Raw genomic sequence first — 23,793 nt, forward strand, 5'->3', positions numbered from 1 at the left:
GCCACACAGGGAGAAAACATGGCTGTTGATATTTTCATCAAGATCGGTGACATCAAGGGCGAGTCCATGGACAAAGCCCACAAAGACGAAATCGACGTGCTGAACTGGAGCTGGGGCATGTCCCAGTCCGGCAACATGCACGTGGGTGGCGGCGGCGGTGCGGGCAAGGTGAACATCCAGGACCTGTCGCTGACCAAGTACGTCGACAAGGCCTCGCCGAACCTGATGATGCATTGCTCCAGCGGCAAGCACATCGACAAGGTGCGCCTGACCGTGCGCAAGGCCGGCGGCGAAAGCCAGGTCGAGTACATGATCATCGACCTGGAAGAAGTGCTGATCACCTCGCTGAGCACCGGCGGTTCGGGCAGCGATGACCGCCTGACCGAAAACATCACCCTGAACTTCGCTCAGGTGATGGTCGAGTACCAGCCGCAGAAAGCCGACGGCACCAAGGACGGCGGCCCGATCAAGTACGGCTGGAACATCCGCTCGAACACCAAGCGCTGATCCGCTGCGGTCGCGCCGCGGCGGCGAAAGATCCGGGCCATGCTGCATGCTTGGCCCGGGTTGCGAGGACGTTGTCCTCGTTCGCAGCCTGCGGCAGCGGCTACAGGGGTGTGCGCCTGTGCCCCTTTTCGTGACGTCATGCCTGCGCAATCCGATCCTGGAGCGAACCCTTTGGTAACCGACATCGCCGCCCGCGATCGCTTGCAACCCTCTTTGCTGGATCGTCTGACCGACGATGAACCCGGCAACCTGAAAGAAAGCCCGGACAAGCGCGTGCTGTCCCTGAGCCAGCTCAAGGCCTCGGTACTGCGCGACCTGGCATGGCTGCTCAACACCACTTCCCTGCTGGAAGCCGATGCCACCCTGCACACCCCCGCCGGTACGTCGGTGGTCAACTACGGCTTGCCGGCCCTGGCCGGGTACAGCGCGTCGAGCATCGATATTCCGGCCCTGGAAAGCCTGATCCACCAGGCCATCGCCACCTTTGAACCACGCATCCTGCGCAGCACCTTGCGGGTTCGTGCGCGCACCGCGCCCGGCGAGATGAACCACAACGCCCTGAGCTTCGAGATCGAGGGCGATCTGTGGGCCCAGCCGATGCCACTGCGCCTGCTGCTGCAAACCGACATGGACCTGGAATCCGGGCATGTCCGGGTGGTGCAAGCCGACTCCCGGAGGCGCTCATGAATCCGCGCCTGTTGGAGCTGTACAACCAGGAACTGCACCACGTGCGCGAAAGCGCCGCGGAGTTCGCCAAGGAATACCCGAAGATCGCCAGCCGCCTGACCCTGTCGGGCATGGACTGCGCCGACCCCTATGTCGAGCGCCTGCTGGAAGGCTTCGCCTATCTGACCGCCCGGGTGCAGTTGAAGCTCGATGCCGAGTACCCGACCTTCACCCACAACCTGCTGGAGATCGCCTACCCGCACTACCTGGCGCCGACCCCGTCGATGACCGTGGTGCAGTTGCAGGCCGATCCCGATGAAGGCTCCCTGAGCAGCGGCTTCACCCTGGAGCGCGACACCAGCCTGCGGGCCGCCCTGAGCCGCGACACCCAGACCTGCTGCGAGTACCGCACCGCCCACGCGGTGACGCTGTGGCCGCTGCAAGTCAGCCAGGCCGAATACTTCGGCAACCCGGCAGCGGTGCTCGGACGCCTGGCCGCCAACGAGCCCAAGGCCAAGGCCGGGCTGCGCCTGACCCTGCGCACCGGCGCCGAACTGCCATTCAACAGCCTGGCCCTGGAGCAGTTGCCGCTGTACCTGAATGGCAACGACGAGCTGCCGTTCCGTCTCTACGAACAGTTGCTGGGCAACGCCTGTGCGGTGTTCGCCCGGGCTCCGGGCAGCGACTGGGTCGAGCGCCTGCCACTGGACGCCCTGCGCTCCCGTGGCTTCGACGACCGCGACGCGGCCCTGCCGGTGGTGCCTCAGGCCTTCCAGGGCTATCGCCTGCTGCAGGAATACTTCGCCCTGCCCAACCGCTTCCTGTTCGTCGAATTCGCCCAGCTGGGCCGTGCGGTACAACGCTGCGCCGGCCAGGAGCTGGAGCTGATCGTGCTCTTCGAGCGCTTCGACCAGAGCCTGGAAGGCGGCGTCGGCACCGCCCAGTTAGTGCCCTTCTGCACCCCGGCGATCAACCTGTTTCCCAAGCGCCTGGACCGCATCCACCTGTCCGACCGGGTCAACGAGCACCATGTGATCGCCGACCGCACCCGGCCCATGGATTTCGAAGTGCACTCGCTGACCGCCATCAGTGGCCACGGCACCGGGCCGGAGCAGCCATTCCTGCCGTTCTACGCGGTGCGCGACCCGTCCCGCTACGGCCGCGACCAGGCTTACTACATCGTCCGCCGCGAACCCCGGGTGCTGTCCAGCGACCAGCGCCGCAACGGCCCGCGCTCCACTTACATCGGCAGCGAATCCTTCGTCAGCCTGGTGGACAGCCAGCAGGCGCCCTACCGCCATGACTTGCGCCAGCTAGGGGTCAGCGCCCTGTGCACCAACCGCGACCTGCCGCTGTTCATGAACACCGGCAACGCCAAGACCGACTTCACCCTGGCCGACAGCGCCCCGGTGCAGGCCATCCGCTGCCTGGCCGGCCCCAGCCGACCACGCCCCAGCCACGCCCATGACGGCAAGGCCTGGCGCCTGATCAGCCAGCTGTCGCTGAACTACCTGTCCCTGAGCGAACAGGGCCAGGGCGCAGCGGCCCTGCGCGAGCTGTTGCGGCTGTACGGCGACAGCAACGACGCGGCCCTGCAATTGCAGATCGAGGGCCTGCGGGAAGTCAGCAGCAAGGCGGTGACCCGGCGCCTGCCGATGCCCGGGCCGATCGTCTTCGGCCGGGGCCTGGAGATCACCCTGCAATTCGACGAAAACGCGTTTCGCGGCACCGGGGTGTTCCTGCTCGGCGCGGTCTTCGAGCGCTTCCTGGCACGTTACGTGTCGATCAACAGTTTTACCGAGACGGTGATCCGTACCACCGAACGCGGCGAGATCATGCGATGGAAAGCCAAGCCCGGACGTCGTCCGACTCTTTGAATACGCTGACGGCGATGCACGCCGAGCCCTGGGAGTACGACTTCTTCCAGGCCCTGCGGCGTATCGAATGCCTGTCGCCGCAACTGCCGCGCTTCGGTCACTCCCTGCGCCTGGCGGACGATCCGCTGCGCCTGGGCCAACAGGCCGATTGCACCTTCGCGCCCTCGACCCTGGCTTCGGTCACCCCGGGCAGCGACGGCTCGGCCACGCGCCTGGAGCAGTTCTTCTTCGGCCTGGGCGGGCCCAACGGCCCCCTGCCGCTGCACATCACCGAGTACGTGCGCGAACGCCAGCGCAACAACGCCGACAGCACCAGCAAGCGCTTTCTCGATGTGTTCCACCATCGCCTGCTGAGCCTGTTCTACCGCGCCTGGGCCGAAGCCCGGCCGACGGTGAGCCACGACCGCCCGGACGACGACTACTGGTCCGCGCGCCTGGCGGCCCTGAGTGGCCGGGGCATGCCCAGCCTGCTCAAACAGGGGTTGATTCCCGACACCGCCAAGCTGCACTACAGCGGCCACCTGGCGGCCCAGACCCGCTACCCGGACGGCCTGCGCGCCATCATCGGCGAGTACTTCGGCCTGCCGGTGGCGATCGAGGAATACGTCGGCCAGTGGCTGGAGCTGCCCGAGCGCAGCCGGGTCGGGGTGCAGTCCCATCAGCTGGGGGTGGACTTCTGCCTGGGCAGCCACGTCTGGGACCGCCAGCACAAATTCCGCATTCGCCTGGGTCCGCTGAAGTTGGAGGACTACCAGGGGATGCTGCCCGACGGCCAGCCGTTCAAGGAACTGGTGGCCTGGGTCGCCGAATACCTGGGCTTCGAGCTGGACTGGGACCTGAACCTGGTCCTGCTCAAGGACGAAGTGCCCAAGCTGCAACTCAACGGCCGCCAGCGCCTGGGTTTCAACACCTGGCTCGGTCAACCCGGCAGTGATGCCAAGGATCTCATACTGGCCCGGCACTACGCCGACCTGGCCACTACCTCACGTACACCAAGGAGCACAGAGCATGGGTGAAATCAGTCGCGCGGCGCTGTTCGGCAAACTCAACAGCGTTGCCTACAAAGCCATCGAAGCCGCCACGGTCTTCTGCAAGTTGCGGGGCAATCCCTATGTGGAACTGGCCCACTGGCTGCACCAGTTGCTGCAACTTACGGACTCGGACCTGCACCGCATCATCCGCCAGTTCAACCTGGAGCCGGCGCGCCTGGCCAAGGACCTGACCGAAGCCCTGGATCGCCTGCCCCGGGGCTCGACCTCGATCACCGACCTGTCGTCCCACGTCGAGGAAGCGGTGGAACGCGGATGGGTCTACGGCAGCCTGATGTTCGGCGAAAGCCAGGTGCGCACCGGCTACCTGGTGATCGGCATCCTCAAGACGCCGAGCCTGCGCCACGCGCTGCTGGGGCTGTCTCGGGAGTTCGACAAGATCAAGATCGAGGCCCTGTGCGAGCGTTTTGACGAGTACATCGGCGACTCGCCGGAAAACGCCCTGAGCGCCAGCGACGGTTTCACTGCCGGCGCGGTGCCGGGCGAAGCCAGCGGCGCCATGGCCCCCAGCGCCCTGGGCAAGCAGGAAGCCCTCAAGCGCTTCACCGTCGACCTCACCGAGCAGGCCCGTAGCGGCAAGCTCGACCCCATCGTCGGCCGTGACGAAGAGATTCGCCAACTGGTGGACATCCTCATGCGCCGCCGCCAGAACAACCCGATCCTCACCGGCGAAGCCGGGGTCGGCAAGACCGCGGTGGTGGAAGGTTTCGCCCTGCGCATCGTCGCCGGCGACGTGCCGCCCGCGCTCAAGGACGTCGAACTGCGCAGCCTCGACGTCGGCCTGCTGCAGGCCGGTGCCAGCATGAAGGGCGAGTTCGAACAGCGCCTGCGCCAGGTCATCGAAGACGTCCAGGCTTCGCCCAAGCCGATCATCCTGTTCATCGACGAAGCCCACACCCTGGTGGGCGCCGGTGGCGCCGCCGGCACCGGCGATGCGGCCAACCTGCTGAAACCGGCCCTGGCCCGCGGCACCCTGCGTACCGTGGCCGCCACCACCTGGGCCGAGTACAAGAAGCACATCGAGAAAGACCCGGCCCTGACCCGGCGCTTCCAGGTGGTGCAAGTGGCCGAGCCGTCGGAAGACAAGGCGCTGCTGATGATGCGCGGCGTGGCCTCGACCATGGAGCAGCACCATCAGGTGCAGATCCTCGACGAAGCCCTGGAAGCCTCGGTCAAACTGTCCCATCGCTACATTCCGGCGCGCCAGTTGCCAGACAAATCCGTCAGCCTGCTGGATACCGCGTGTGCCCGCGTCGCCATCAGCCTGCACGCGGTGCCGGCCGAGGTGGACGATAGCCGCCGGCGCATCGAGGCCCTGGAAACCGAACTGCAGATCATCGCCCGGGAACAGGCGATCGGCGTGGCCATCGGCAACCGTCAGGTCAACAGCGAAAACCTCCTGGCCGCCGAGCGCGAGCGCCTGGCCGAACTGGAAAGCCGCTGGGCGCAAGAGAAGACCCTGGTGGACGAACTGCTGGCGACCCGCGCCCAACTGCGGGAAAACGTTGGCCTGGTGGACAGCGACGTTGGCGACGCAAGCCACGGCCTGCGGGAAAAGCTGCTGGACCTGCAACAGCGCCTGACGGCCCTGCAAGGCGAAACCCCGTTGATCCTGCCGACCGTGGATTACCAGGCGGTGGCCTCGGTGGTCGCCGACTGGACCGGGATTCCCGTAGGCCGCATGGCCCGCAACGAGCTGGAAACCGTGCTCAACCTCGACCAGCACCTGAAGAAACGCATCATCGGCCAGGACCACGCCCTGCAGATGATCGCCAAGCGCATCCAGACCTCCCGCGCCGGTCTCGACAACCCCAACAAGCCGATTGGCGTATTCATGCTGGCGGGCACCTCCGGGGTGGGCAAGACCGAAACCGCCCTGGCCCTGGCCGAAGCCATGTACGGCGGTGAGCAGAACGTCATCACCATCAACATGAGCGAGTTCCAGGAAGCCCACACCGTGTCCACCCTCAAGGGCGCCCCGCCGGGCTATGTCGGCTACGGCGAAGGCGGCGTGCTCACCGAAGCGGTGCGGCGCAAACCCTACAGCGTGGTGCTGCTGGACGAGGTGGAAAAGGCCCACCCGGACGTGCACGAGATCTTCTTCCAGGTGTTCGACAAAGGCGTCATGGAAGACGGCGAAGGCCGCATGATCGACTTCAAGAACACCCTGATCCTGCTCACCACCAACGCCGGCACCGAGCTGATCGCCAACGTCTGCAAGAACCCGCAGACCCTGCCCGAGCCGGAAGAGATCGCCAAGGCCCTGCGCCAGCCATTGCTGGAGATCTTCCCGCCGGCGCTGCTGGGGCGCCTGGTGACCATCCCCTACTACCCGCTGAGCGACGACATGCTCAAGGCGATCACCCGCCTGCAACTGGGACGGATCAAGAAGCGCGTGGAAAGCACCCACAAGGTGGATTTCGATTTCGACGACGAGGTCATCGACCTGATCGTTTCCCGTTGCACCGAGACCGAAAGTGGTGGCCGCATGATCGACGCCATCCTCACCAACAGCCTGCTGCCGGACATGAGCCGCGAGTTCCTCACCCGCATGCTCGAAGGCCGCGCGCTGGCCGGGGTGCGCATTCGCCAGCGGGAAAACGAATTGCACTACGACTTCAGCGAGCCGGCCTGAGCCCGGGCTCCCTGTAGCCGCTGCCGCAGGCTGCGAACGAGCTGGGCGGCACTGCGCCGCAGCGGTCGCGCCCTTGAGGGCCAGAGAAGGCCCTTCGGGCCTTGTCGCAGCCTTCGGCAGCGGCTACAGGGAGCGCGCCGGACGCAGTGTTCAGGCACACCACGCATTCAACGAGACTGACGATGCTATTTCAGCAATCCACACGACTGGCACAGGTCAATTGCCCACTGGGACCGGACGTCCTGCTGCTCAACAGCATGGGCGGCGGCGAAGAGCTGGGGCGCTTGTTCGATTACCAGCTGCAGCTGACTTCCAGCGACGCCAACATCGACCTCAACCAGCTGCTGGGCAAACCCATGGGCCTGAGCGTGCAGTTGGACGACGGCAGCCAGCGCTATTTCCACGGCATCGTGGCCCGCTGCAGCCAGAACGTCGACAGCGGCCAGTTCGCCAGTTACCAGGTGACCCTGCGCCCCTGGCTGTGGCTGCTCAGCCGCACCTCCGACTGCCGGATTTTCCAGCACCTGAGCATCCCGCAGATCATCAAGCAGGTGTTTCGCGACCTGGGCTTTTCCGATTTCGAAGACGCCCTGAGCCGTCCCTATCGGGAGTGGGAATACTGCGTGCAGTACCGCGAGACCAGCTTCGACTTCGTCAGCCGGCTGATGGAACAGGAAGGCATCTACTACTTCTTCCGCCACGAGAAGGACCGCCACGTGCTGGTGCTGGCTGACGCCTACGGTGCCCACAGCAGCGTGCCCGGCTACGCCTCGGTGCCCTACTACCCCCGGGACGAGCAACAGCGCGAGCGCGACCACATCTTCGACTGGCACCTGGCCCAGGAAGTCCAGCCCGGCTCCCTTGAGCTCAACGACTACGACTTCCAGCGCCCCAGCGCACGGATCGACGTGCGCTCGGCCATGCCGCGCCCCCACAGCGCCGGCGACTACCCGCTCTACGATTACCCCGGCACCTACGTGCAGAGCAGCGACGGCGAGCACTACGCGCAGACCCGCATCGAAGCCCTGCAAAGCCTGCACGAGCGCATCGAACTGAGCGGCAATGCCCGTGGCCTGGGGGTGGGCAACCTGTTCAACCTCACCGGCTTCAGCCGCCAGGACCAGAACCGCGAGTACCTGATCGTCGGCATCCACTACTACGTGGTCCAGGAGAGCCTGGAGACCGGCGGCAGCGGCGGCTCGGCACAGTTCGAAAGCCACCTGACCTGCATCGACGCCCAGCAGAGTTTCCGCCCCCTGGCCAAGACCCAGCGACCCATCGTCCAGGGCCCGCAGACCGCGCGGGTGGTGGGCCCGGCCGGGGAAGAGATCTGGACCGACCAATATGGCCGGGTCAAGGTGCACTTCCATTGGGACCGCCACGACCAGTCCAACGAGAACAGCTCGTGCTGGATTCGCGTGTCCCAGGCCTGGGCCGGCAAGAACTGGGGCTCGATGCAGATCCCGCGCATCGGCCAGGAAGTGATCGTCAGCTTCCTCGAAGGCGACCCCGACCGCCCGATCATCACCGGCCGGGTGTACAACGCCGAGCAGACCGTGCCCTACGACCTGCCGGCCAACGCCACCCAGAGCGGGATGAAGAGTCGTTCGAGCAAGGGCGGCAGCCCGGCCAACTTCAACGAAATCCGCATGGAAGACAAAAAGGGCGCCGAGCAGCTGTACATCCACGCCGAGCGCAACCAGGACATCGTGGTCGAGGTCAACGAAAGCCACTCGGTGGGCAACAACCGCAACAAGAGCATCGGCCACGACGAGTACGTGACCATCGGCAACAAGCGCACGCGCATCGTCCAGCACGTGGATGAGCTGACGGTGGGCGAGAAGAAGCTCGACAGCATCGGCCAGAGCTACGTGATCGAGGTCGGCGAACGCCTGCGCCTGGTGTGCGGGGCCAGCATCCTGGAGCTCAATGCCAGCGGCCAGATCAACCTGTGTGGGGTCAACATCAGCGTGCATGCCTCGGCCGATGCCGAGATCAATACCGGTGGCGTGCTGCACCTGAACAACGGCGGCGGCCCGGGCACCACCACCGAGGGCCAGGGTGTGCAGGGCGCCATCAGCGCCAAGGCCAAAGCCCCCTTTTCCGCCCCCAAAGGCTAACGAACGGATGCCCATGCCATGACCTATCGCCTCAATGAATTGCAGTTCCAGCCCCCTGCCGGCGAACTGCAGGACGCCTCGATCAACATCCTCAAGTTCCCGGCCCTGGGCACTTCGCTGATCGTCAGCCGCAGCCTGCTGGGCGACGGCGAAACCCTGGAGAGCAGCCTGGCCAGCCAGTTGCAGCGGCTGGAACAGCAAGTGCAGGAACTGCGGGTCAAGGGTCCGCAGCCGGTGCTGCTGGGCCCGGCCCAGGACATTCCGGGCCTGGAGCTGCGCAGCCAGTTCAGCAAGGGCAGCGAAAAGGTGTTCCAGTTCCAGCTGGCCCTGGTGCTGCCGGGCACCCGGCAGATGCTCGCCATGAGCTACGTCAAGGCGCAGAAACTCGGCGACGCCGAAGCCGCGCATTGGGCGCAGATCAAGCACAGCCTGGTGCTGGGCTGAGACCGGGGCATGTCTGACGCGCTGTGGGCCGCCCGACTGGGCGACGGGCTGGAACACACCTCGATGATGGCCGACATCCTCGGCGGCGTGCTGGAGGTGGCGGCCAACGTCGCCATCGGCGCCCTGGCGACCATGGCGGTGGCCGCGGCGGCGGGCATCACCGTGGCCACCGGCGGCCTCGGTGCCTGCGTACTGGGGCTGGTGGTGGGCGTGGTGGTCGGCGTGGTCATGAGCAAGACCGGCGCCGACAAGGGCTTGAGCAATTTATGCGAGGGCATCGCCAATGCCCTGTTCCCGCCCTCGATCCAGGCCACCATCGCCAGCGGTTCGAAAAAGGTCCTGACCAACAACAAACCGGCGGCCCGCGCGGCCGGTATCGCCCCGCCGTCGCATATCAACGGCGACGGCGCCGAAGAAGGCGAAGCCACCGACACCCCTTCGGCGACCCCGGAAGAAGGCCCGGGCTTTCTCGACATGGCCAAGGAATTCTTCTCGCAGATGTGGCGGCCCACCGTGGCCTCCCCGGCGCCCGGCTCGCAGACCAAGGAACTGGACCTGGTGACCTGCACCAAGCACCCGCCAATGCCCCTGCAGTACCTGGCCGAAGGCTCGGAGAAGGTCAGCATCGACGGCCAGCCAGCGGTGCGCAGCGGCGACCGCAGCACCTGCGACGCCAAGGTGGTGTCCGCCGGACCGATCTCTCCCGACGTGACCATCGGCGGCGGCTCGGTGGTGGTGCGCGAGATCCGCAGCGGCAAGACCCCGGGGGTTGGCCTGGCGGTGAGCGCGCTGATGATGCTCAAGGGCGGCAAGGGCAAGTTCCTCAGCAACCTGCCGTGCATGCTGATGGCCGGGGTCAATTCGTTTGTCGTCAGCCAGGCCACCAATGCGCTGACCCAGGCTATCGCCGGCTCGCCGAATCCGGTGCATGCCGCGACCGGGGCCAAGGTGCTGGGGTACGACGAGGACCTGGATTTCGCCTTGCCCGGGGTGTTGCCCATCGATTGGCAGCGGGTCTACAACAGCCTCGACGAACGCCGGGACGGGCTGTTCGGCGCCGGCTGGAGCGTACTCTACGAGAGCTTCGTGGCGCTCGACGCCCACCCCGAGGGCGGTGAACGCCTGATCTACACCGATGAACAGGGGCGGCGCATCGACATGGGCTCGATTCCCCTCGGTGGCGCGGTGTTCAGTGACGGCGAAGGCTTGAGCGTGCGGCGCAATCACGACGGCCGGCTGCTGATCGAGAGCGAGGACGGCCTGTACCGGCTGTTCGAGCCCAGTCCGGATCGGCCGGCCCATCTGCGCCTGAGCCAGCTGGGGGACCGCAACGACAACCGCATTCACCTGGACTACGACAGCAGCGGGCGCCTCGGCCGCCTGCGCGATACCTTCGATCAGGTCCAGGTCGAACTGATCTACAGCCCGCAATGGCCCGGCCGAGTGGCGCAGATCGAGCGCCTGTACCCCGACCTGCAGCGTGAAGTGCTGGCCAGCTACGCCTATGACAGCCAGGGCGACCTGGCCGAAGTGCGCGACGCCAGCCAGCAATTGCAACGCCACTTTGCCTACGACAGTGCCCGGCGCATGGTCGAGCACTGGCTCCCCACCGGGCTGCGCTGCTTCTATGAATGGGCCTGGATCGACGAGCGCGAATGGCGGGTGGTTCGCCATTACACCGACGAAGGCGACGAATACCGCTACGACTACGACCTGCAGGCGGGCGTCACCCGCATCACCGACAACTTGCAGCGCCAGAGCCTGCGCCGTTGGAACAGCCAACGACAGATCACCGAATACACCGACAACCTCGGGCAGACCTGGCAGTTCCAGTGGAACGAAGAGCGCCAGCTGCTGGGCGCTGTCGACCCCCAGGGCGGCCAGTACCAGTTCCAGTACGACGACACCGGCAACCTGTGCCGCAGCGTCGACCCCCTGGGACGCTGCGAGTCGACCCTGTGGCTGGAGCATTGGTCGCTGCCACTGGCGCAGATCGACGCCGCGGGCAATAGCTGGACCTACCAGTACGATGCCCGCGGCAACTGCATCCGCGAAACCGATCCGCTGGGCCACAGCACCCGCTACCGCTATGACGCCCGCGGCCTGGTGCAGGAAGTCATCGACGCCAGCGGCAAGCGCCAGACCCTGGAATGGAACGCCCAGGGTCAGCTGGTGCAGCAGGTCGACTGCTCGGGCTACCCCACCCGTTTCAGCTATGACCGCCAGGGCTACCTGCAGACCATTACCAACGCCCTGGGCGAGCGTCAGACCTTTCACTACAACGCCCAGGGGCGCTTACTGCGGAGCCACCTGCCCGATGGCCGCAGCGAACACTACCAGCGCGACGCCAGCGGCCTGCTGACCGGCTACATCGACCCGGCGGGCCACAGCACCGGCTATCAATACGATCGCCGGGGCCAGGTGCGCTTGCGCACCGATCCCCATGGCCGGCAGGTGCAGTTCAGCTACGACGCCTTTGGCCGCCTGCTGGCGCTGACCAATGAAAACGGCGAAAGCTACCGTTTCACCTGGGACGCCGGTGATCGCCTGGTGCAACAGCAGGACCTCGACGGCAGCGCCCGACGCTTTGCCTACGACGGCCTGGACCAGGTCACCCGCCTGGAGTACGTCCCCGCCCCCCCGGCCCCGGGAGCGCCGGCCGTAGCGCCCATCGTCCACCAGTTGCAGCGCGACGCCGTGGGCCGCCTGATCGGCAAGACCACCGACGACGGGCACATCCGGTACGACTACGACCCACTGGATCAACTGACGGCGGTGCACTTCACCGACCACACCGGCCAGCAGCAGGACCTGAGCTTCACCTACGACGCCCTCGGCCAGCTGCTTTCGGAGCAGACCCCCGACGCCAGCCTGCAGTACCAGTACGACGAACTGGGCAACCCGACCCGCACCCGCCTGCCGGATGGGCGCTGGCTCAACCGCCTGTATTACGGCAGTGGCCACCTGCACCAGATCAACCTCGACGGCCAGCTCATCAGCGACTTCGAACGCGACCGGCTGCACCGCGAAGTGCTGCGCACCCAGGGCCAGATCAGCTGCCACAGCGAATACGACCGCGGTGGGCGCCTGCGCGCCCGTCTGCGGCGCTCGACAGCAATGCCGGGCAACCCGGCGCTGGAGCGGCAGAAGCACTTCGACTTCGACCCCGGCGACAACCTGATCGGGCGCATGACCCGCCAGCCTCAGGGGCAGGACCAGCAACTGCTGCACTACGACGCCAGCGGTCGCATCATCGCCAGCCAGGGACGCCTGGCGGGGCACAACGAAACCTTCAGCTACGACGCCGCGGCCAACCTGCTGGACGGGCCCAAGGTGGCGGGCGGGCAGGTCCGGCACAACCAACTGCTGAGCTTTCAGGACAAACGCTACCGCTACGACGGCTTCGGCCGGCTGATCGAAAAACACAGTGCCCGCCGCGGCGTGCAGCATTTCAGCTATGACGCCGAACATCGCCTGATCGAGGTGCGCAACCAGAGCGCCGCGGGCGACACCCTGGTGCGCATGCGCTACGACCCGTTCGGCCGGCGGATCTCCAAGAGCCTCTGCGACAGCCAGGGCCAGCCCCTGGACGAAACCCGCTTCACCTGGGATGGCATGCAACTGCTGCAGGAGCACAACAGCCGCCAGGACAGCCTGTACCTCTATGCCCCGGACAGCGACGAGCCCCTGGCCCGGGTCGATGGCCTGGGCGACCAACAGAAGGTGCGCTACTACCACAACGACTTGAGCGGACTGCCGGAGCAATTGACCGAGGCCGATGGCCACTGCGTCTGGCAGGCGCGCTATCAGGTATGGGGCAACACCCTGGATGAGGTGCGTGAACCCTATTACATCGAAGAACAGAACCTGCGGTTCCAGGGGCAGTACCTGGATCGGGAAACCGGCCTGCACTACAACACCTTCCGCTTCTATGACCCGGATGTGGGACGCTTCACCACGCCGGACCCGATCAGCCTGGCCGGGGGCCTGAACCTCTACCTCTACGCCCCCAACCCGTTCGGCTGGATCGACCCCCTGGGCTGGAGCTGTGCCTCATCGATCAACCGCCGGATCAAGAGCCTGAAGAAACAGGGCTATCAGGACCACCACATCCTCAGCGACAAGCACCCGGCCACCAAGAATCATCCGTTGCTCAAGCTGGCCGGGTACGATCTGCAAAGCCGAAGGAATAAAATCTTCCTGCCCAACAAGAAGACCGCAATGAAGGATCCGCGCCGTTCGATCCACGAAGGCCGCCACGCCGGCCGGGTCAGCGACAACTTGGCGGCGAAGATGACCCAGGTGGAACAGGTCGGCAAACGCAATAACTGGAACCAGGCCCAATACCGCAAGGCCCTGGACAAAATTGTCTCCGACGAGCGCCAGTTGCTGCGCTCAGGCCAGCGGCAACTGAACAAGAATGCCCGGCCGGGAGCCTATTACGATTAGGAACAGATGATGATCTTGAGCTGGAAACCTCCGATCCAATACAACCCGAAGCTGATCGGCTCCTACGACGTCGAGAGCGGTGCCTATCAAACCCCGGGCTCCAGTTTCAACTACCTGGCCCTGCTCGCCGGGCAGCCGTATCCAAAGGCAATGGACACGCCGCCGGTGTTTTTCCAGTGCAAGGCCAAGAAGCTGCTGGAGCATGATTGCCTGTGGCTGCTGGGGGGCATTCCCCTGGTGTCGGCGCGCCTGGCGGACTTTCTCCGCCAGCAGGCGCCGGCCGATGTCGAGCTGATCCAGCCCTTGCGCCTGGTGGCCGACCACCAGGAGGTCAGCCAGCCGTACTACATCGTCAACGCCATCCAGGCCGTCAAGGCCATCGACCACGCGCGCTCCGAAGCGGAGCGCGACGATGACGGCACCCTGCTCTACTTCAACAAGACCTGGTTTCTCGAAAGCGCCCCAGGCATGGGCCAGATCGCCCGGGAGCCGGAGTCCGGCGACTTGTTGATCAGCGCAACCCTGGCCGACCGCTTGATCGACACTGGCTTCAAGGGTGACAAGGGACTGGGGCTGTACAGCGCCGAACGGCGTTTCGTGCCTTATCGGAACAATGCCTGAGCGCCTGGGGGCATCCGATCAGATCTCCGAGCCGCGATTCTTGCCCGGCTGGATGATCAGCAACCGATCCAGCTCGCGCCTTCTGGCGCGGGTGACCAATGCCAGCGCGGCGGGCAGGTCCTGCTTGAACCGCTCGAAGTTGGGCAACCACTTCAAGAAATCCGGATCATGTGGGAGCAAGTCATGAAGCAATTCAGCTACAACGAGGACATAAACGCCCTGGAAATACCGGCCCAGCAGTTCGCCGCAGGTATCGAATACGCCAGCAAGAAGGGCTACGCCAACCTCCGGGTCATGGGCTCTGCCAAAGCGGCCAAGGGTGCGCCGCTGGACCTGAGTGCGCTGAATGGGCACAGCGGCGTGCAGGCGCTGGACCTGTCGGACGACATCGACCTGAAGCATGTTGATTTGAGCCCGCTGTACGCGTTGCCACAGCTGAAGCTGCTGTCGATCCCCTACCTCAAGGAACGTATCGACTTCTCGCGACTGCCCAGCCTGGAGACGCTCTACATAACCGGCGCCGATGAGGCGCTGGAACCCCTGGAGCTGCCACGGCTCAAGCACCTGCTGCTGGTGGCGGTGAAGAATCAGGATTGCGGGTTTCTCTCGAAGCTCAGCGCACTGCAGGAGCTGCGAATCAGCGGCGGGAACATCGAGCGACTGGCCGGCATCGAGACGCTGGACGAGCTGGCATCGATTCAGATCCAGCACAGCCCGAAGATGCTCGATATCAGCGCCATCAACGCGCTCAAGAACCTGAAGACCCTGCACATCGAAAAATGCAGCCAGTTACGGGACTACGGATTCCTGTCAGACAACAAGACCCTTGAGGAGGTGTTCATTTCCGAGCTCGACTCGGTGTCGTTCGCCCCGGCAATGGAGCACCTGAGCTCACTGCAATTCTGGGACCTGAAAGACGGCGACATGAGCCCACTGCTGACCTCCAAGAGCCTGAAAGAGGTCTACTTCCATCCGAAGAAAAAGCACTACAGCCATAGCCTCAAAGAGATCAATGCCGCGTTCGGCAAGTGAGCAGAGGTTTGTACATCAGGCTCAACGACGGTCGGGGCGGATCGTCGTAGCGCCGTTTCATGATTGAAGGACTCATCAAGAAATGAAAGCAGGCACCCATCAATTGCGCAGCCACTTCGAAAAGGCACTCCAGCTTTTCTTGAAGAGCGAACTCGCGGTTTATCCCGGCGTGAAAGTCACCCGGAACAAAGTGCTGATTACCCAGAAAGAATCGGGCGCCGTGGCGACCTTGCATTTCGAGTACCTGGCCAACACCCGCGCCTACGAAATCATCATCTTTGTCGAACACCCGGCCCTGCAGGCGGAGATTGAGCGGATAAGCCCGCCCTACCCGTCCAACCTGGCCAATCCGAAATTGCTCTACTGCATGTCGACGGTCAGCGAAAAAGACGGCTGTCCACTGCTGCCCGTGACCGAACAAGGCATTGAAAATACCTGCCAGGTGATTCTGCGCCGGCTCCAGGATGTTCACCTGCCTATCCTGTACAACCTCTTCAACGTCAGCCCCGCACTGGTGAACGATGTCATCGAGAGGCCAAAGTATTACGCCTATCCGGTTCCGCTGATTGTTATCGCCTTGAAAACCAACGCAATCCAACCGGACGACGCAACGCTAGCGAAGATTATGAGCGAGCAGACCCTGGGCTACACCAACAACCAGGAACTGAAAGAGTCGTTCAACAAGCAACTCCTGGCGGCGCTGAGCTGAGCGCTTGCTGGAGCATGATTGCCTGTGGCTGCTGGGGGGCATTCCCCTGGTGTCGGCGCGCCTGGCGGACTTTCTCCACCAGCAGGCGCCGGCCGATGTCGAGCTGATCCAGCCCTTGCGCCTGGTGGCCGACCACCAGGAGGTCAGCCAGCCGTACTACATCGTCAACGCCATCCAGGCCGTCAAGGCCATCGACCACACGTGCTCCGAAGCGGAACGGACGGACGACGGCACCCTTCTCTACTTCAACAAGACCTGGTTCCTCGACAGCGTCGCCGGGATGGAGCAGATCGCCAGGGAACCGGATTCGGGGGACCTGCTGATCTCGGGCGCCCTGGCCGATGGCCTGATCGACACAGGCTTCAAGGGCGATAAAGGCCTGGGCCTCTACCGGGCCGAAGGTCGCTTCATGCCATACCGCAACCAGGCCTGATGCCAAGGCGAAGCCGGGTCAGATCGCGGTACCGCGATTCTTCCCCGGCTGGATGATCAGCAACTGATCCAGCTCGCGCTTCCTGGCGCGGGCGACAAATTCCAGCGCGGCTTGCAGGTCGTTCTGGAACAGCTCAAAGGTCGCCTGGTCGATGGCGTAGTACTCCTCGTAATCGACCATGCCGTTGCTGACCGGAAAGGAGACGTAGTGCTGGCCGGAGACTTCTTCGATGCCCATCGAGAACATCTCTTCACGGCTGACAAACAGATCGTTGAATTTCATTTCGGTCCTTAGAAGGTGAGGATTTTCCAGTCCAGGTCACTGGTCTTGAGGCCGCCGGCGTCGATCACTGCCTCGCTGGTGCCCTCGGGCAGCTTACCACCGGGGATCCAGCTCTCGTTGGCGCCGGCCTCGTTGCCTGAGGGAATGCGCAGGTTCATGTCCCGGGGCTTCGGCAGGTCGACACGCACCAGCTCGCCACCGGATTCGAAAAAGTTCTTCGGCAGGCCCAGGGCGTCTTCCAGCGCCCGGGGATTGCCCTTGGTGCGGGCCAGCAACTGGTCGATTTCGTGCCTGGGGGCGATAAACGAGGTGCCGTCCTTCTGGCCGATGCCGTACTTGTCCAGGTTGCCCTTGCTCATCAGGCGCGAGGCGCCCTTGTCGAACTGCGCCAGGTGCTTGGACATAAACTGGGGCGTCAGGTATTCCGAAGGGTCCGGGCGCGAGCCCTTGGGAATCGCCAGGATATCCGCCTCGCTGAAGCCGGGCTTGAACTGGGGCGGCTTGATGCCCTTGGCCATCTTCGGCCCCAGGCCCAGCAAGGCCATGCCGGCAACGCCTTGCAGCAAGTCACGATAGCCGGGGCCCAGGCGATCGCCCAGGTCACCCAGCAGGGACATCCCGGCGAACATCACCCCACCAATGGCCAGGGCCCCGAAAAATGCCGCCGCTCCGGCGCAGGCCGCCAATACCAGGGCCCCGCCGGCCGCCAACAGCCCCAATGCCTCCAGCCCAGTGTGCATCCAGCCTTCGATATCCAGGACGAAGGCCACCTGCACCGTGGGCCCGCCAATGAAGGTGTTTTCACTGCCGGTCTTGATGTGGGCGCCGCAAACCATCTTGCTTTGCAGGCGCGCGGCGGGCTTGCCGTTGATGGTGACCTTGGCGCTGCCCTCGGCGATCAGCACCGGGAACGGCCAGATCGGATGATTCAGCGGCAGGCCACTGCACGAGGACGAATGATCCTGGCCCGCGCGCATGGCGTTGCGCAGGTTGATGCGGACATTGAAGCTGCCCTCCACCAGCACCCCCGTGCTGGGTTCAGGCAGGTTGAAGATCGTGCTCAGGCCCTTGGCGATCTGGAACATCGACAGGCCACCAGCCGCGACCGAACCGGCGATGATGGCGATCGCCACGCCACCGGTGGCCACGGTCGCCGCCACCACCGCGGCGCCAATCAGGGCACCGACAACGGCCCCCGCCACCATCGCCGCCACGCCAAAACCGTGGGCGATCTCATCCCCCAGGCGCGCTGCTGCCAACATATCCATGGTGCGCTACTCAGCGAAGGGATCAGGCCCGCGAAGGCTGAGGCTTGAGGCTCTGCATGGCCTGTTTCCAGGCCGGCTCGTGGTGCACCAGGTCTTGCGGCGTGGTGGTCAGGGTGGTGATCAGCACCGCCGGCTTACGCTCGATGAACACCTGGCGCAGCATCAGCTCGCGACCTTCGCGTTTCCAGCTGTAGTCCAGCAGGACCGAGGCGTGGCCGTGCATGTCGAACTCCCAGCGCTTGATCAGGGTGAAGCCCGGCAGTTGCTGCTCGGCACCGCTCAACTGCCGGGCCACGTAATCGGCGAATGAAGCGTCGCCCTGGCTCGGGTCGCGGCTGATGACGAAGCTGGCTTCCTGGGCGCCGCCCACAGCCGGCAGCTTGAAGATATTGATGCTCTGGTCCTGCCAGGCGTCAGGGATGTCGAGGTCGGCTTCTTGAATGCGGTAAGAGGACAAGAGGTTCGCGTTCCATGCTGAGGGGGTCGGACAGCGGCGGATTTTCAAGCAATGACCGGCAACAATCAAGGAACCCGTCGGCAACTTTGAACAAACCGATCCAGCCCGGCAAAGGCACCCGGATCAGGCTCAGCGTGCTTTCAGACAGGAGGCGTAAGCCTGGGCAAAGCGCCGGTCGAACTTGAGGGCCTGGGGCTCTTCGGGATCGATGCTGACATTCCACAGCGCTTGCTGCGGCACGTCGTAGCGAACCCAGCCGATGATCCCGCTGCCGGAGGTTTCGTAGAACAGCTGCAGGCTCAGTTCATCGCCATCATCGCGGTCGATCAGCAGCTTGAGCCGCTCTGGGGTGGTGAAGTCGCGGTAGGGAAAATCACTGCTCCTGACCATTTCGGTGAGGTAGCCGTAGCAGCCTTGACCCGGATTGGCCTCATCGGCCAGGGCCGGCAGGGTGCAAGCGCTGAGCAGCAGGCTCAGGCCCACCCGGTTCAAGTACCGCATGATTGCCCCTTGAGGGTCAGGGTTTGGATCTGATCGTTCATCTCGATCTTTGCCAGCACCTGGCGGTCGTGGGATTCCTGGTACTCGCTGAAGTTGTTGCGCTTGAGGATGTTCAGGGTGACGCGGATATGGGCGCCGGCATTCTGGTACTCGCTGCGCTCGGGGCCCTGGGCGGCGCCGGTGAGTTCCACCAGTTGCCCGCCGGTCTTGAGGTAGAGAAAGCGCTCATCCACTTCCACCAGCAAACGCGGCGCCTTGGGCGCCACGCTGTAGTCCTCGCGGGCCAGGGAATAGCCGCAGAGCCAGACGCCGGCGCTGTCGTATTTCTGACTGTGGAACCAGTTGAGGGCCTCGCGATAGCCGATCTGGGCCAGTCGCGAGTCGCTGCCGGCAAAGGCCGATGACAGGCCAAGGGAGAGGATGCAGCCCAGTAGCATGGCGGCGATATCGGGGCGCCCCAGGTAGCGCAACGCGGCCACCCGTGCCGGGGGTTTGTCAGTGGAACGGGTCATCCTTGGCCTTAGATCACGTGTCGGACAATCGCGCATCCTAGCCACGCCACCGCGGCTTCGCAAGCTGATCCGCAAGCAATCAGCGGGCAAAAAAAATAGGCACCCGATGCGCTCGGCGTGCCTATTTTCCCCTGCAAGCTCCCGCTGCCGGGAGCTCGCTCAATGCTTATGGGTTGACGCTGTCTTTCAGCGCCTTGCCCGGTTTGAATGCCACGGTGTTGCTGGCCTTGATCTTCACCGGCTCGCCGGTTTGCGGGTTCTTGCCGGTGCGGGCGCCACGGTGGCGTTGCAGGAAGGTGCCAAAACCAACCAGGGTGACGCTGTCTTTGCGGTGCAGAGCCCCGGTGATCTCTTCAAGGATGGCGTTGAGCACGCGATTGGCCTGCTCTTTGGTCAGGTCCGCTTTTTCAGCAATGGCTGCGGCGAGTTCTGGTTTACGCATAGTGTGAAGCCTCTTTGACGGTTTTTTGTTGTTATGTCCGTGCTGTTCACGGGAACAGCGCCCAAGGCGCCGCAGGCTCTACGCTGCGGCAGACGGGAGTGAGGATGGCACGCGCTTGAGAGTGGCGCCAGTCTTGCCACGACCTTTGTAGGTGCAAAAACCCGGTTATTCCGACAGAACGACCGGTATTTAAGCCAGCAGGGCCGGGAGTTCCTTGTTCAGGGCCAGTTTCTCCATCACCGCCGCCCCGGTCAGGGCGTAACCCAGCAGCTGGCCGCTAGCGTCACGGCACAGCACCTTGATGTCGGCCCCTTGCCCTTCAGCGGTCCAGACACCTTCGGCGCCCCGTGGCGGTGGCGACACCACCAGCGGGCAGACCGGGGTCTTCACGGTGATCGGCATCGGCCCGTAGCTGACTGCGGTGGGCTTGCCGGCCAGGGTTTGCGCCAGGGCCCGGGCGCAGCTCATCAACGGCATCACGTACAGCAGGTTGAGGCCGTCGACCTCGGCGCAATCGCCCAGGGCATAGATATTGGCGTGGGAGGTTTTCAGCTCGCGGTCCACCACCACGCCGCGATTGACCACCAACCCGGCAGCTGCGGCCAGATCAATGCGCGGGCGCAGGCCAATGGCCGAGACCACCAGATCGCAGGCGATCACCTGGCCATCGGACAGATGGGCTTCCAGGCCGTCGGCGCAGCGTTGCAGGCGGTTGAGCACCGGTCCTAGGTGGAAGCGCGCGCCCAAGCTTTCCAGTCCGGCCTGGACCGCCGCCGCGGCAGCCGGGTGCAGCAGGGTCGGCATCACCTGTTCGCACGGGGCCACCAGGTCCACGCTGTAGCCGCCAAGGATCAGGTCGTTGGCAAACTCGCAGCCGATCAGCCCGGCCCCCAGCAACAGCACCCGCCGCTTGCCCGCCGCCGCGGCGCGAAAGCGTGCGTAGTCTTCCAGGTCGTTGATGGGAAAAATCAGTTCGGATGCGTCGCCCTGCACCGGCACCCGCACGGTTTCCGCGCCCCAGGCCAGGATCAGATCCCGGTAGGCCACCGCCTCCTCACCAATCCACAAACGCTTGTGGCCCGGGTCGATACCGCTGATGCGGGTGTGGGTGCGAACCTCGGCCTTGAGCTGCTCGGCCATGGCGCCGGGCTCGGCCATGCTCAGGCCGTCGGCGTCCTTGTTCTTGCCAAAACCGGTCGACAGCATCGGCTTGGAGTAGGAACGGCCGTCATCGGCAGTGATCAGCAACAACGGCGTTTGGCCGTCGAGCTTGCGAAATTCCCGGGCCAGGTTGTAACCCGCCAGACCTGTTCCCACGATCACCACCGGTGCGCTCATTCCCTGCTCCTTGTTATTGGTCGTTCAATCCACAGAATTCGATCAGGCGATCTCGATCATTTCGAAATCCATCTTGCCCACGCCGCAGTCCGGGCAGAGCCAGTCTTCAGGCACATCTTCCCAACGGGTACCCGGCAAAATACCGTCGTCCGGCCAGCCTTCCGCTTCGTTATAAATCAGGCCGCAGACCACACATTGCCACTTTTTCATTGATGCATTTCCTCGGGAGTTCAGGCTCGGTCGATGGATCGACTCTAAAGGCCACGCTGATCAGCGTCCGGCACTGGGGTTTTTTACTGATCACTACCGGCAGATGCAAGCACGTTCGTGCTGCCAGGCGTCCTGGATCAATCAAAACCGGCGGTTGCCATGCTAAGCTCGCCGCCTCATTTGCTGCCAATACTGACCCACTGTGCCGCACTCAATGCCCCCCGCACCGGCCCCGACCTGGCTGGTGCAAAGCCGTCTGTCCCCCTTCCCCGGCTCAGCCGTTGCCAACTGGCTGTTCGATGAAGGGTCGCTGACCCGGCGCCTGACCCGACTCTCCCGCGACGGCTTCAGCGTCACGCCGCTGGTGGAGGAATGGCAAACCCTGCGCAACGACGAGTGCGTGGCCCTGGGCCTGCCCGAACAGAGTGAAGGCTGGGTTCGCGAGGTGTACCTGCGGGGCCACGGCGAAGCCTGGGTGTTCGCCCGCAGCGTGGCCGCCCGCAGCGCCTTGCAGCAAGGCGGCTTGAACATCGACGAACTGGGCAGCCGCTCCCTCGGGGAACTGCTGTTCTGCGATGAAGCCTTTACCCGCCAGCCCATCGAAGTCTGCCGCTATCCGCAAGCCTGGCTGCCCACCGCAGTGGCCACCGAGGGGCTCTGGGGCCGGCGTTCGCGTTTCGATCGCGGCCCCTTGAGCCTGCTGGTCGCCGAGGTCTTCCTGCCCAGCCTGTGGCGCGCCATCGAAGCCCAACCGGAGGCCTGCTGATGTACCTGAGCCTGCTCAAATCCCTCAATCGCCTGCATCCACGGGCCTGGGACTTCCTGCAACTGACCCGCATGGACAAGCCCATCGGCATCTACCTGCTGCTGTGGCCGACCCTGGTGGCCCTGTGGATCGCCGCCGAGGGCCAGCCATCCCTGAGCCATGTGCTGATTTTTACCTTCGGCGTGATCCTGACCCGAGCCGGCGGCTGCGCCATCAACGACTTCGCCGACCGCAAGGTCGACGGCCAGGTCAAGCGCACCGACCAACGGCCCCTGGCCACCGGCAAGGTCAGCGCCAAGGAAGCCCTGGCACTGTTCGCGCTCCTCATGGGCGCAGCCTTCCTGCTGGTGTTGTGCACCAACGCCACCACGGTCTGGCTGTCGTTCGGCGCCCTGGCCCTGGCGGCCTGCTACCCCTTCATGAAGCGCTACACCTATTACCCACAGGTGGTCCTGGGCGCAGCCTATTCCTGGGGCATTCTGATGACCTTCACCGCGCAGAACAGCGAACTGCCAGCCAGTGCGTGGCTGCTGTACATCGCCAATCTGCTGTGGACCGTGGGCTACGACACCTACTACGCCATGACCGACCGCGACGACGACCTGAAGATCGGGGTCAAGTCCACGGCGATCCTGTTCGGCGATGCCGACCGGGTGATCATCCTGACCCTGCAGGGCTTGTCCCTGGGCTGCCTGCTGCTGGCCGGCGCACGCTTCCATCTGGGGGGCTGGTTCCACCTGGGGCTGCTGGTGGCGGCGGCGTGTTTTGCCTGGGAGTTCTGGTACACCCGAGATCGCGATCGGATGAAATGCTTCAAGGCCTTCCTGCACAACCACTGGGCCGGCATGGCGATCTTTATCGGCGTGGTCCTGGATTACGCGTTGCGCTAGAGCGTCAAGCAAGGCCCTGCGGGCCTTTTCGCAGCTTCGCCATGGCTCAGCAGCGGCTACAGAGATCGGTGTAGCCGCTGCCGCAGGCTGCGAACGGCCCGAAAAGGTCAGTCGGACTTGGCGACCTTCCAGGCGCCGTCCATCTTGCCGTCACCGGTCATGTCGCCGGCCTTCTTGTCCATCACGAAGCTGTACAGCGGCTTGCCGTCATAAGCCCATTGCATCTTGCCGTCGTCACGCTTGATCACCGTCCACTTGCCCATGTCCTTGTCGCTGCCCTCGGCCATCAGCGGCGGCCAGTTGGCGGCGCATTTGTCGTTGCACATGGACTTGCCACCGGTGTCCTTGGCAAAGGTGTAGAGGGTCATGCCCTGGAGATTGACCAGCACGCCGTCCTTGCTCATCGCCGGGTCGGCGGCCAGGGCAAATGTCGGCAAGGCCAGGACAGCGCCTACCAGCAGGACTTTCAACGATTGCTTGAACAGAGTCATGGAAACCTTCTTTTGTGGTTGTCAGGAATCGGACCCAAAGCGTAGTCGACGAAGCTGCACCGCGCCTCGCGACCTGAAATACTGTCACACGACT

The 23,793-nt window shown here is 64.4% G+C and carries 24 protein-coding genes; 14 read left to right on the top strand and 10 right to left on the bottom strand.

Annotated elements, in window-relative coordinates:
- Positions 1–18: 18 nt before the first annotated feature.
- The 9 genes from Q8O96_RS17200 (at position 19) to Q8O96_RS17240 (ending at position 14,368) form a co-directional block, all read left to right on the top strand.
- A complete protein-coding gene (locus tag Q8O96_RS17200; protein WP_011064257.1) occupies positions 19–507 on the top strand; it encodes a type VI secretion system tube protein Hcp in 489 nt (162 codons plus the stop codon).
- A 171-nt stretch (positions 508–678) separates the two neighbouring features.
- Positions 679–1,194 carry a type VI secretion system baseplate subunit TssE gene (tssE, locus tag Q8O96_RS17205; protein WP_102862292.1) on the top strand — a complete coding sequence of 172 codons (516 nt, stop codon included), beginning with the start codon at positions 679–681 and terminating at the stop codon, positions 1,192–1,194.
- A complete protein-coding gene (gene tssF / locus Q8O96_RS17210) occupies positions 1,191–3,050 on the top strand; it encodes a type VI secretion system baseplate subunit TssF (RefSeq protein WP_207814945.1) in 1,860 nt (619 codons plus the stop codon). The genes tssE and tssF overlap by 4 nt, the downstream gene beginning before the upstream one ends.
- Positions 3,014–4,066, top strand: coding sequence for a type VI secretion system baseplate subunit TssG (tssG, locus tag Q8O96_RS17215; protein ID WP_305949135.1), 1,053 nt, complete (start codon positions 3,014–3,016; stop codon positions 4,064–4,066). Before tssF ends, tssG begins: the two co-directional genes overlap by 37 nt.
- The gene (tssH, locus tag Q8O96_RS17220) at positions 4,059–6,734 is read left to right on the top strand and encodes a type VI secretion system ATPase TssH (RefSeq protein WP_305949136.1); all 2,676 of its coding nucleotides are present in this window, start codon (positions 4,059–4,061) and stop codon (positions 6,732–6,734) included. The genes tssG and tssH overlap by 8 nt, the downstream gene beginning before the upstream one ends.
- 182 nt (positions 6,735–6,916) lie before the next feature.
- Positions 6,917–8,854 carry a type VI secretion system Vgr family protein gene (locus Q8O96_RS17225; protein ID WP_102862296.1) on the top strand — a complete coding sequence of 646 codons (1,938 nt, stop codon included), beginning with the start codon at positions 6,917–6,919 and terminating at the stop codon, positions 8,852–8,854.
- Positions 8,855–8,872: 18 nt separating this feature from the next.
- A complete protein-coding gene (locus Q8O96_RS17230; RefSeq protein WP_060844974.1) occupies positions 8,873–9,298 on the top strand; it encodes a DcrB-related protein in 426 nt (141 codons plus the stop codon).
- A 9-nt stretch (positions 9,299–9,307) separates the two neighbouring features.
- On the top strand, positions 9,308–13,747 hold the full coding sequence (locus Q8O96_RS17235; protein WP_305949137.1) for an RHS repeat-associated core domain-containing protein: 4,440 nt from the start codon (positions 9,308–9,310) through the stop codon (positions 13,745–13,747).
- 15 nt (positions 13,748–13,762) lie between these two features.
- Entirely contained in the window at positions 13,763–14,368 is a 606-nt protein-coding gene (locus tag Q8O96_RS17240; RefSeq protein ID WP_305949138.1) for an imm11 family protein, read from the top strand.
- Positions 14,369–14,386: 18 nt separating this feature from the next.
- Here the strand turns inward: Q8O96_RS17240 and Q8O96_RS17245 are convergent, their stop codons facing one another.
- Positions 14,387–14,524: a hypothetical protein gene (locus Q8O96_RS17245; RefSeq protein WP_207168131.1), complete on the bottom strand. Its 138-nt coding sequence runs from the start codon at positions 14,522–14,524 to the stop codon at positions 14,387–14,389.
- 27 nt (positions 14,525–14,551) lie between these two features.
- Here Q8O96_RS17245 and Q8O96_RS17250 point away from each other — a divergent pair, with 27 nt between their 5' ends.
- The 3 genes from Q8O96_RS17250 (at position 14,552) to Q8O96_RS17260 (ending at position 16,542) form a co-directional block, all read left to right on the top strand.
- Entirely contained in the window at positions 14,552–15,400 is an 849-nt protein-coding gene (locus Q8O96_RS17250) for a hypothetical protein (protein ID WP_207166761.1), read from the top strand.
- An 82-nt stretch (positions 15,401–15,482) separates the two neighbouring features.
- Positions 15,483–16,109 (top strand): hypothetical protein, encoded by a 627-nt coding sequence (locus tag Q8O96_RS17255; RefSeq protein ID WP_305949139.1) that lies wholly within the window; start codon positions 15,483–15,485, stop codon positions 16,107–16,109.
- 4 nt (positions 16,110–16,113) lie between these two features.
- Positions 16,114–16,542: an imm11 family protein gene (locus tag Q8O96_RS17260; RefSeq protein WP_207166763.1), complete on the top strand. Its 429-nt coding sequence runs from the start codon at positions 16,114–16,116 to the stop codon at positions 16,540–16,542.
- A gap of 18 nt (positions 16,543–16,560) precedes the next feature.
- On the opposite strand, the gene Q8O96_RS17265 is transcribed toward Q8O96_RS17260, so the two are convergent.
- The 8 genes from Q8O96_RS17265 to Q8O96_RS17300 form a co-directional block, all read right to left on the bottom strand.
- Entirely contained in the window at positions 16,561–16,824 is a 264-nt protein-coding gene (locus Q8O96_RS17265) for a hypothetical protein (RefSeq protein WP_102862300.1), read from the bottom strand.
- Between the two features lie 8 nt (positions 16,825–16,832).
- Positions 16,833–18,092 (bottom strand): PAAR domain-containing protein, encoded by a 1,260-nt coding sequence (locus Q8O96_RS17270; protein WP_102862301.1) that lies wholly within the window; start codon positions 18,090–18,092, stop codon positions 16,833–16,835.
- A 22-nt stretch (positions 18,093–18,114) separates the two neighbouring features.
- Positions 18,115–18,549 (bottom strand): DcrB-related protein, encoded by a 435-nt coding sequence (locus tag Q8O96_RS17275; protein WP_102862302.1) that lies wholly within the window; start codon positions 18,547–18,549, stop codon positions 18,115–18,117.
- A gap of 129 nt (positions 18,550–18,678) precedes the next feature.
- The gene (locus Q8O96_RS17280) at positions 18,679–19,050 is read right to left on the bottom strand and encodes a hypothetical protein (protein WP_102862303.1); all 372 of its coding nucleotides are present in this window, start codon (positions 19,048–19,050) and stop codon (positions 18,679–18,681) included.
- Positions 19,038–19,562 (bottom strand): hypothetical protein, encoded by a 525-nt coding sequence (locus Q8O96_RS17285; protein ID WP_102862304.1) that lies wholly within the window; start codon positions 19,560–19,562, stop codon positions 19,038–19,040. The genes Q8O96_RS17280 and Q8O96_RS17285 overlap by 13 nt, the downstream gene beginning before the upstream one ends.
- A gap of 166 nt (positions 19,563–19,728) precedes the next feature.
- On the bottom strand, positions 19,729–20,004 hold the full coding sequence (locus tag Q8O96_RS17290; RefSeq protein ID WP_102862305.1) for an HU family DNA-binding protein: 276 nt from the start codon (positions 20,002–20,004) through the stop codon (positions 19,729–19,731).
- Positions 20,005–20,193: 189 nt separating this feature from the next.
- Positions 20,194–21,342: an NAD(P)/FAD-dependent oxidoreductase gene (locus tag Q8O96_RS17295; RefSeq protein ID WP_102862306.1), complete on the bottom strand. Its 1,149-nt coding sequence runs from the start codon at positions 21,340–21,342 to the stop codon at positions 20,194–20,196.
- Positions 21,343–21,384: 42 nt separating this feature from the next.
- Entirely contained in the window at positions 21,385–21,552 is a 168-nt protein-coding gene (locus tag Q8O96_RS17300; protein WP_025130776.1) for a rubredoxin, read from the bottom strand.
- 202 nt (positions 21,553–21,754) lie between these two features.
- Here Q8O96_RS17300 and Q8O96_RS17305 point away from each other — a divergent pair, with 202 nt between their 5' ends.
- Together Q8O96_RS17305 and ubiA are read left to right on the top strand one after the other, a co-directional pair.
- Positions 21,755–22,318 carry a chorismate lyase gene (locus Q8O96_RS17305; RefSeq protein WP_102862307.1) on the top strand — a complete coding sequence of 188 codons (564 nt, stop codon included), beginning with the start codon at positions 21,755–21,757 and terminating at the stop codon, positions 22,316–22,318.
- The gene (ubiA, locus tag Q8O96_RS17310; protein WP_102862308.1) at positions 22,318–23,208 is read left to right on the top strand and encodes a 4-hydroxybenzoate octaprenyltransferase; all 891 of its coding nucleotides are present in this window, start codon (positions 22,318–22,320) and stop codon (positions 23,206–23,208) included. Before Q8O96_RS17305 ends, ubiA begins: the two co-directional genes overlap by 1 nt.
- 107 nt (positions 23,209–23,315) lie before the next feature.
- Here the strand turns inward: ubiA and Q8O96_RS17315 are convergent, their stop codons facing one another.
- Positions 23,316–23,699 carry a hypothetical protein gene (locus Q8O96_RS17315; RefSeq protein ID WP_102862309.1) on the bottom strand — a complete coding sequence of 128 codons (384 nt, stop codon included), beginning with the start codon at positions 23,697–23,699 and terminating at the stop codon, positions 23,316–23,318.
- Positions 23,700–23,793: the final 94 nt, after the last annotated feature.

Source organism: Pseudomonas sp. LPH60 (assembly GCF_030718165.1).
GTDB lineage: Bacteria > Pseudomonadota > Gammaproteobacteria > Pseudomonadales > Pseudomonadaceae > Aquipseudomonas > Aquipseudomonas danubii.